This is a genomic window from Hubeiibacter jixunmingi (genome assembly GCF_041928215.1).
Classification (GTDB): domain Bacteria; phylum Pseudomonadota; class Gammaproteobacteria; order Pseudomonadales; family Moraxellaceae; genus Acinetobacter.
This window is the reverse complement of the sequence record NZ_JBHFHK010000085.1, coordinates 1-6792: the sequence shown is the minus strand read 5'-3', so window position 1 is coordinate 6792 and position 6792 is coordinate 1. Positions and strand designations below refer to the sequence as shown.

The following is a 6792-nucleotide window of genomic DNA, read 5'->3' as shown; positions in this document are numbered from 1 at the left end:
GAGAATGAAATTAGTGGCAGGATTTATAAATTGGCAAGTTAATCGCTAAATTTACATTTTCGAAAGAGGTCTATTAATTTCGTAAAAGGTATGGTAAAACCCGTGATTGATGCGTTTAAGCCAATTTATGTATTAGCGATACAAGAGCAAATTGATGAACCTTTTTCATTTATTAGTTATATGACAAGCCATGTTGGTAGAGTACTTGGAGATGAATTATCCTACGATGAAATTACTGTACCATACTTTAAATTAGCTGAACTTTTAAGAGGCAGTGTGGATCATGAAACATTTTGGAAAAGCAAATATTATAAAGAACGCCTTTTACCTAAAGCATATCATGCAGCACGCAATTCATTAGAAATCGATCAAATTAATTTTGAAGATTGATAAGGTTTTCATTTTTTACAAGCATTTAAAGCATTATGAAATATTCTTTTTATCTTTTCTCAAACTTCTTGTCAGTGATATTACTTTTATGCGTGTTTCTATTGTTGCATAAATATGATGAATATTTAATGTCAGAAGGCATTGTTAGGCTTAATGATAATTCGATAACTGTAGCATTATTTTGCTTATTTATTGTATTATTTTTAAATATCTTACAAATTATTATTAATTTTTCAAGATGGCGAGTAAGTAGCGTATTTATTATTTTAGTTATTCCACAAATTATTTATTGGTATTTTTAAATTTAAAATAAAATTTTTAAAAACCTAGTGAAAATATATTTTTGAAATGTTGAATTTTGAAAATTAGCTGTATTTAGCTGAATAAAAAACAATAAAAGTACGCAAATCATGCAAAGAAATGACTAAATCTGCTAACAACATCAAAAAAACTTATTAGTAATTTAAGTTATTGAAAAATATAAAAATAAAATTTAAATTATTGATTTTTGATAAACCATATCATTTTCATTTATCCAAAGCAAAAATGCTTTATGCTACACTCAAGACCAATTTTATTTTTGTCACCTTAGGGACAGCAATGCTCAACGATAAATTAACCCATTTAAAACAGCTTGAAGCTGAAAGTATCCAAATTATCCGTGAAGTGGCTGCGGAATTTTCCAATCCTGTGATGCTGTATTCGATTGGTAAAGATTCGGCAGTGATGTTGCACTTGGCACAAAAGGCGTTTTATCCTGCAAAATTGCCTTTTCCGTTGATGCACGTCAATACCGGCTGGAAATTTAAAGAAATGATTACTTTCCGTGATGCCATGATTGAAAAATTAGGGGCAAAATTTATCGAACACGTCAATATGGATGGCGTGGAGCAAGGCATTAATCCATTTGACCACGGTAGCTCAAAATATACTGATGTAATGAAAACCCAAGGCTTAAAACAAGCGTTGGATAAATATCAATTTGATGCAGCATTCGGTGGTGCAAGACGTGATGAAGAAAAATCACGTGCCAAAGAACGGGTTTATTCTTTCCGTGACAGCAAACACCGTTGGGATCCAAAAAATCAACGTCCTGAATTGTGGAATATCTATAACGGTAAGGTCAATCAAGGCGAGAGCATCCGTGTATTTCCATTGTCAAATTGGACGGAATTAGACATCTGGCAATATATTTATTTGGAGCAAATTCCGATTGTACCGCTGTATTTTGCCCAAGAGCGTCCAGTGGTGGAGCGTAACGGCACATTGATTATGGTGGATGATGAGCGTTTTCCATTACAAGAGGGTGAAGTACCGCAAATGCGTTCGGTGCGTTTCCGTACTTTGGGCTGTTATCCGCTCACAGGTGCGGTGGAATCGACTGCTGATACCTTACCTGACATCATTCAAGAAATGTTGCTGACTACAAGTTCAGAACGTCAAGGGCGAATGATTGACCATGATGAAGCAGGCTCAATGGAAAAGAAAAAGCAGGAAGGTTATTTCTAATTTTTCGAGTTGAAATATATGATTTTTAAATGTGATTTTTATTATATTCAATCACATTTAAAATATCCCAATATAATCCAATTGGATTAAAAAATATAGGTAAAGAAAATGTCGCATCAATCAGATTTAATCGGTCAAGATATTTTGGCTTATTTAAAACAACACGAGCAAAAAGATTTATTACGCTTTTTGACTTGTGGTAATGTCGATGATGGTAAAAGTACGCTTATTGGTCGATTATTGCATGACTCAAAAATGATTTATGAAGATCAATTAGAAGCCGTGCAACGCGACAGTAAAAAAGTCGGCACGCAAGGCGATAAAATTGATTTGGCATTATTGGTCGATGGTTTGCAAGCCGAACGTGAGCAGGGCATTACTATTGACGTGGCATATCGTTATTTCTCGACTGAAAAACGTAAATTTATTATTGCAGATACCCCAGGGCATGAGCAATATACCCGTAATATGGCAACAGGTGCATCGACTTGTGATTTGGCGATTATTTTGATTGATGCCCGTTATGGCGTACAAACGCAAACGCGTCGTCATAGTTATATCTCGGCATTATTGGGCATTAAACATATTATTGTCGCTGTGAATAAAATGGATTTGGTGGAATTTTCAGAACAGCGTTTTAATGAAATTCGCCAAGATTATTTTAATTTTATTGAGCAATTGGGCGATCGTAAACCCAAAGATATTCAATTTGTGCCGATTTCTGCATTGAATGGCGATAATGTGGTTAATCCGTCGGAAAATACCCCTTGGTACACACAAAATCACGGTCAAACCTTGATGAATATTTTGGAAAATGTGCAAGTCGAAAATGACAATCCAAAGCAAGAATTCCGTTTGCCTGTGCAATATGTCAATCGTCCGAATTTGGATTTTCGTGGTTTTGCCGGCACGATTGCACTCGGTCAAGTGGCGGTTGGTGATGAAATCGTGGCGTTGCCATCGGGCAAAAGTAGTCGTGTCAAAGAGATTGTTACCTTTGATGGCAACCTAGACCACGCTCGTGCAGGGCAAGCGGTAACCATTACTTTGCAAGATGAAATCGATATTAGCCGTGGCGATATGTTGGTGCATCCAAATCAATTGCCAAACGTATCGCGTGCGGTGCGTGCCACGGTGGTTTGGATGAATGAACAGCCATTGGTCAAAGGCAAGCTGTACAATATCAAAGCAGGCGTGCAAACTGTACCTGCAAAAGTCAGCGAGATTTTATATCGTATTGATGTCAATAGCTTAGAGCATGCAAGTGTAGAGCAGTTGGCACTCAATGAAATCGCCGAAGTGGTATTAGAATTTGATCGCCCAATCGTATTTGACCGTTATGTGGACAGCCGTTTGACTGGGGCATTTATCTTTATCGACCGTTTGAGCAATGTCACCATTGCGGCGGGTATGATTGAAGATGTGGCACAAGTTAGCGATAGTAATAAGCCTGTTACAGCGGCAGAACGTGCCACACGGTTGGGGCAAAAATCCATCATTGCTGTGGTGGAAAAATCAGTATTGGCGAGTGCCCAACAGCTTGAGCGTGCCTTATTGCAAGCAGGTATTGTGGCGATTGCGGAAGCAAATTTATCTACTGAACAAATTGATTTGTTGGCAAAAACAGGTTTAGTTTTGGTGTTGGATAATGCCGTTAATGCAGAAAATGTGGTGAAAATCACAGCGACCAATATTGATGATGTGGTTGAGCAGATTGTTAAACAGGCTCAATTATAATCAGCATTTAAATTGCAAATAAAACGCTCATAATGGGCGTTTTATTTTAGTTTTTTAAATATAAATGTGGTGTAATAAATGGTACAGAAAATGGTATATTATGAGGATTTAAGACGATACAAGTCTAAAAAAAACTGCAAAAATATCCTCTGAGCATTGGTTATATTGCGAAAAAAATCATTTTCCTTACATTTCAATTGATAATTATAACCAAGATTATGATGTTATCTTTTATGATGTAACGCATTGGTTAATTGATTTACAGCAAATATCCAATGCAGTAAAATCATTATATTTGGCTTATATTGATTTTTTTATGATACCTGCTATGCATATTGATGATATTTTAGCACAAGAATATTTTTTTCAGTTTCAAGTGAAGAAAGAGCATAGTGAAATTATTGCCAAACAGTTGTTTTATTATTTGATGCAAAAATAGATAGGCTAGCTTATTAATGAATGAATAATAAAACTTATATCAAATAATATGGGATATTTGTGTCCTATATCTTAAAAACTATCTCATCATTTAATATATAAAATGTATTAGAAATACTATTTAAATTAAATGTAAAAAATGTTGCTAGATTGTAAAACTCACATTATTATAGCGTCCATTAGTATCAGCGATGGTTGATATCATTTTGCCTGATATCTATTCAATCTTCTATTGCATTGTAAAGGATTTCCATCATGCAGTATATTTCTCAAAGCAGCATGCGTGTGCTACGTATTGCCTGTGTTGTTTTACCGATCACTTTGGCAGTCTACTGTATCTTGTCTACCAATGTTTCACCATCAACGCAAAGTCAAATAGTTTTTGGCGTTCCAATGTTTTTATTGATGTGGTTTTTAGTTTCAGTCACTTTGTGCACTACCGTCGTTTTTGTGGGTACACGCTTAAAGTTTGAAGATCACGAAAACTACTCAGTGCAAGAACATACACCATCTCATCAACATCCATCACAACCTCCGCATCAAGATCACCACCAAGGATAAGGGGCTTATCATGTTTTCTACTTTAGACACCAAAGCAATTTTGGTGCTGGCTTTGCTCGTCTTGTATATCGTATTTTTGTCAGTGATTGCTTGGGCATCTTCCAAAAAAATCACGGGCAATAACGACTTTTTATTTGGTTCAGGCTTTGGCACTATGCTATCGATGTTTGGCGTAGCAGCGAGTTTATTTAGTTCTTTTACTTTACAAGGGATGCCTGATTTTTTCAAAAATCACGGTGTAGCAGCTTGGGTATTTTTGGGGATTACTGACGTATGCTTAGCAGCGATTTTGCTGTATTTTGGTTTAAAGATGCGTCAATTTACACGTTTTATGGCATTTCGTAATCAAGGACATGCACCCAAAAATCTCACTGAGTTACTCAAGCAAAGTGGTTTACCAAAGTGGGTTATCATTTTCTTTGTGATTGCAACGACTTTATTTATGATTCCTTATGTCACGATTGGTATCAAAGGTCCTGCAATGCTGATGCAGACTGCTGTGCCTTGGGGTGAAACACATTTATTTTGGTCAATCTTGATTGTGGCGTTGATGCTACTGACGCTGTTGATGGGTGGTTTGCGTGCAGTGTCGGTGACTGATGTGGTACAAGGCATGATGTTGATGTTTGCAGTTTGGGCGATTGCGATCTTTGCTATTCATGGTGCAGGTGGAATTAGCCAATTGTTCCAAAACGTGGCAAATATTGAACCTGCATTATTGTCTGCTCCGGGTCCTGTAGGTTTGTTTAATTGGCAATTCTTAATTGTAAGTTTTATCTCAATTATTGTGATTCCTTTTGTACAACCACAAATGGCAACACGACTTTTGGTCGCAAAAAATGACAAAGCGTTTGCTCGCTCAACCATGGGTTTATGTGTGTTTGCAATTTTGGTGATTTTACCGACCTTGTTTATTGGTATGCGTGCGGCAGATTTAAGCCAAGGCACACAAGTTACTTCAGCAGCTAATCTTATTCTCAATTTGATTAGTCATGATGCACCGCTATTTTTCTTTGCATTATTTATCGTGGGTGCATGGGCAGCGGATATGTCCACTGTTGATAGTCAATTATTGGCAATCGGTACAGAATGGCGTTCTGCAATGTTAAAAGAAGATATTCAAGATCATCCAACATCAAATATCGGTGTAAAAATCGGTGGTGTATTTGTGGCAATCGTATCGTTGATTTTGGCACAGACTTCATTCCAGTCTTTGATTTTATTTGCGATTAACTCTTTTGTGGGTACATCATTATTATTGCCTATCGTTATTGCAGCAAGTACTGTATGTCAGCAAAGACGTTTGGCATTGGCAAGTGTATCTATATTTAGCGTAATCGTATTTTTACTCAAAATGTTTGAAGTCTTGCCAAAGAATATTGCTGGATTAAAAATCGAGATTTATCTATATATCTTGGTAGGTACAGCCATGGCTTGGGCGTATTTTACGGATAAAAGCGTAGCAAATTGGCGAGGTAAAGTCACAGTATAAAAGACTCAGTTGTAGAGTAAGCACCAATTCGTTATAGAATGTATTGGTGCTTATTTTTGTAAATTCTAGCAGAAAGTATTAAAAATAAAGAGTACAATGATGTTATTGAATATCAGTCCAACGTAGTAACACAATATAGATCACAGTTTTATTATTTGATTAACCGAAAAGTCAAATTTTTCAATACTTTGGGGGAATTAGTATGTATTTAAAATTTTATTTTTTAAGACATGAGCTGTGGGATACTGTAATACCTGCTATTCTTGCTGAAAATAACAAAGAAGCTCAGATATTATCTTATTATTTATCTGAAATTGATCTTGATTTTGCAAATGTTATACTTACTCATCTTCAAAATGATAACAACTTTGACCTAAGCTCTCAAAGTTGGGGTGTGGAAGTTGAAAAAAACAAAGTTATAATTAATTTTTTATACGATGAGGAAAATAAAGAATTTACATCCTGCTTGAGCACTGTGACATTCAAAAAAGCTTTAGCGTTATGGGCAGAGTTTTTAAAAAAGCAACCAAATGTTGATTATGAAGAACATCATACTATAGGTGTGGAAGATTAAGATTTTTCATGTTTATCAATAGACCTCTTGCGAAAGTTTTGATATAATGACAAGATGAGATACGAAACAATCAAGGGCTTTAGCGACAGCC

6 protein-coding genes are annotated in these 6792 nt (G+C 35.8%); all 6 read left to right on the top strand.

Translation table 11 applies throughout. The features are described 5' to 3' along the window. The first annotated feature begins 102 nt into the window (after nt 1–102). Nucleotides 103–390, top strand: a complete 288-nt coding sequence (locus ACEYX7_RS10130) for a hypothetical protein (protein ID WP_374806657.1) — start codon at nt 103–105, stop codon at nt 388–390. Between the two features lie 600 nt (nt 391–990). Beyond that, on the top strand, nt 991–1899 hold the full coding sequence (gene cysD / locus ACEYX7_RS10125; RefSeq protein ID WP_374803038.1) for a sulfate adenylyltransferase subunit CysD: 909 nt from the start codon (nt 991–993) through the stop codon (nt 1897–1899). A gap of 108 nt (nt 1900–2007) precedes the next feature. Continuing rightward, nucleotides 2008–3636: a sulfate adenylyltransferase subunit CysN gene (gene cysN / locus ACEYX7_RS10120; RefSeq protein WP_374806655.1), complete on the top strand. Its 1629-nt coding sequence runs from the start codon at nt 2008–2010 to the stop codon at nt 3634–3636. 693 nt (nt 3637–4329) lie between these two features. Further along, nucleotides 4330–4635 (top strand): hypothetical protein, encoded by a 306-nt coding sequence (locus ACEYX7_RS10115; RefSeq protein WP_374803034.1) that lies wholly within the window; start codon nt 4330–4332, stop codon nt 4633–4635. A 10-nt stretch (nt 4636–4645) separates the two neighbouring features. Beyond that, entirely contained in the window at nt 4646–6127 is a 1482-nt protein-coding gene (locus ACEYX7_RS10110) for a sodium:solute symporter family protein (protein ID WP_374900529.1), read from the top strand. Between the two features lie 202 nt (nt 6128–6329). Next, a complete protein-coding gene (locus ACEYX7_RS10105) occupies nt 6330–6701 on the top strand; it encodes a DUF5376 family protein (RefSeq protein ID WP_374803030.1) in 372 nt (123 codons plus the stop codon). Nucleotides 6702–6792 lie beyond the last annotated feature (91 nt).

Excerpts from the sequence above, each read along its gene's own strand:
- ACEYX7_RS10105 (WP_374803030.1), top strand. The coding sequence starts at position 6,330 with ATGTATTTAAAATTTTATTTTTTAAGACATGAGCTGTGGGATACTGTA.
- cysN (WP_374806655.1), top strand. The coding sequence starts at position 2,008 with ATGTCGCATCAATCAGATTTAATCGGTCAAGATATTTTGGCTTATTTA.
- ACEYX7_RS10115 (WP_374803034.1), top strand. The coding sequence starts at position 4,330 with ATGCAGTATATTTCTCAAAGCAGCATGCGTGTGCTACGTATTGCCTGT.
- ACEYX7_RS10110 (WP_374900529.1), top strand. The coding sequence starts at position 4,646 with ATGTTTTCTACTTTAGACACCAAAGCAATTTTGGTGCTGGCTTTGCTC.
- cysD (WP_374803038.1), top strand. The coding sequence starts at position 991 with ATGCTCAACGATAAATTAACCCATTTAAAACAGCTTGAAGCTGAAAGT.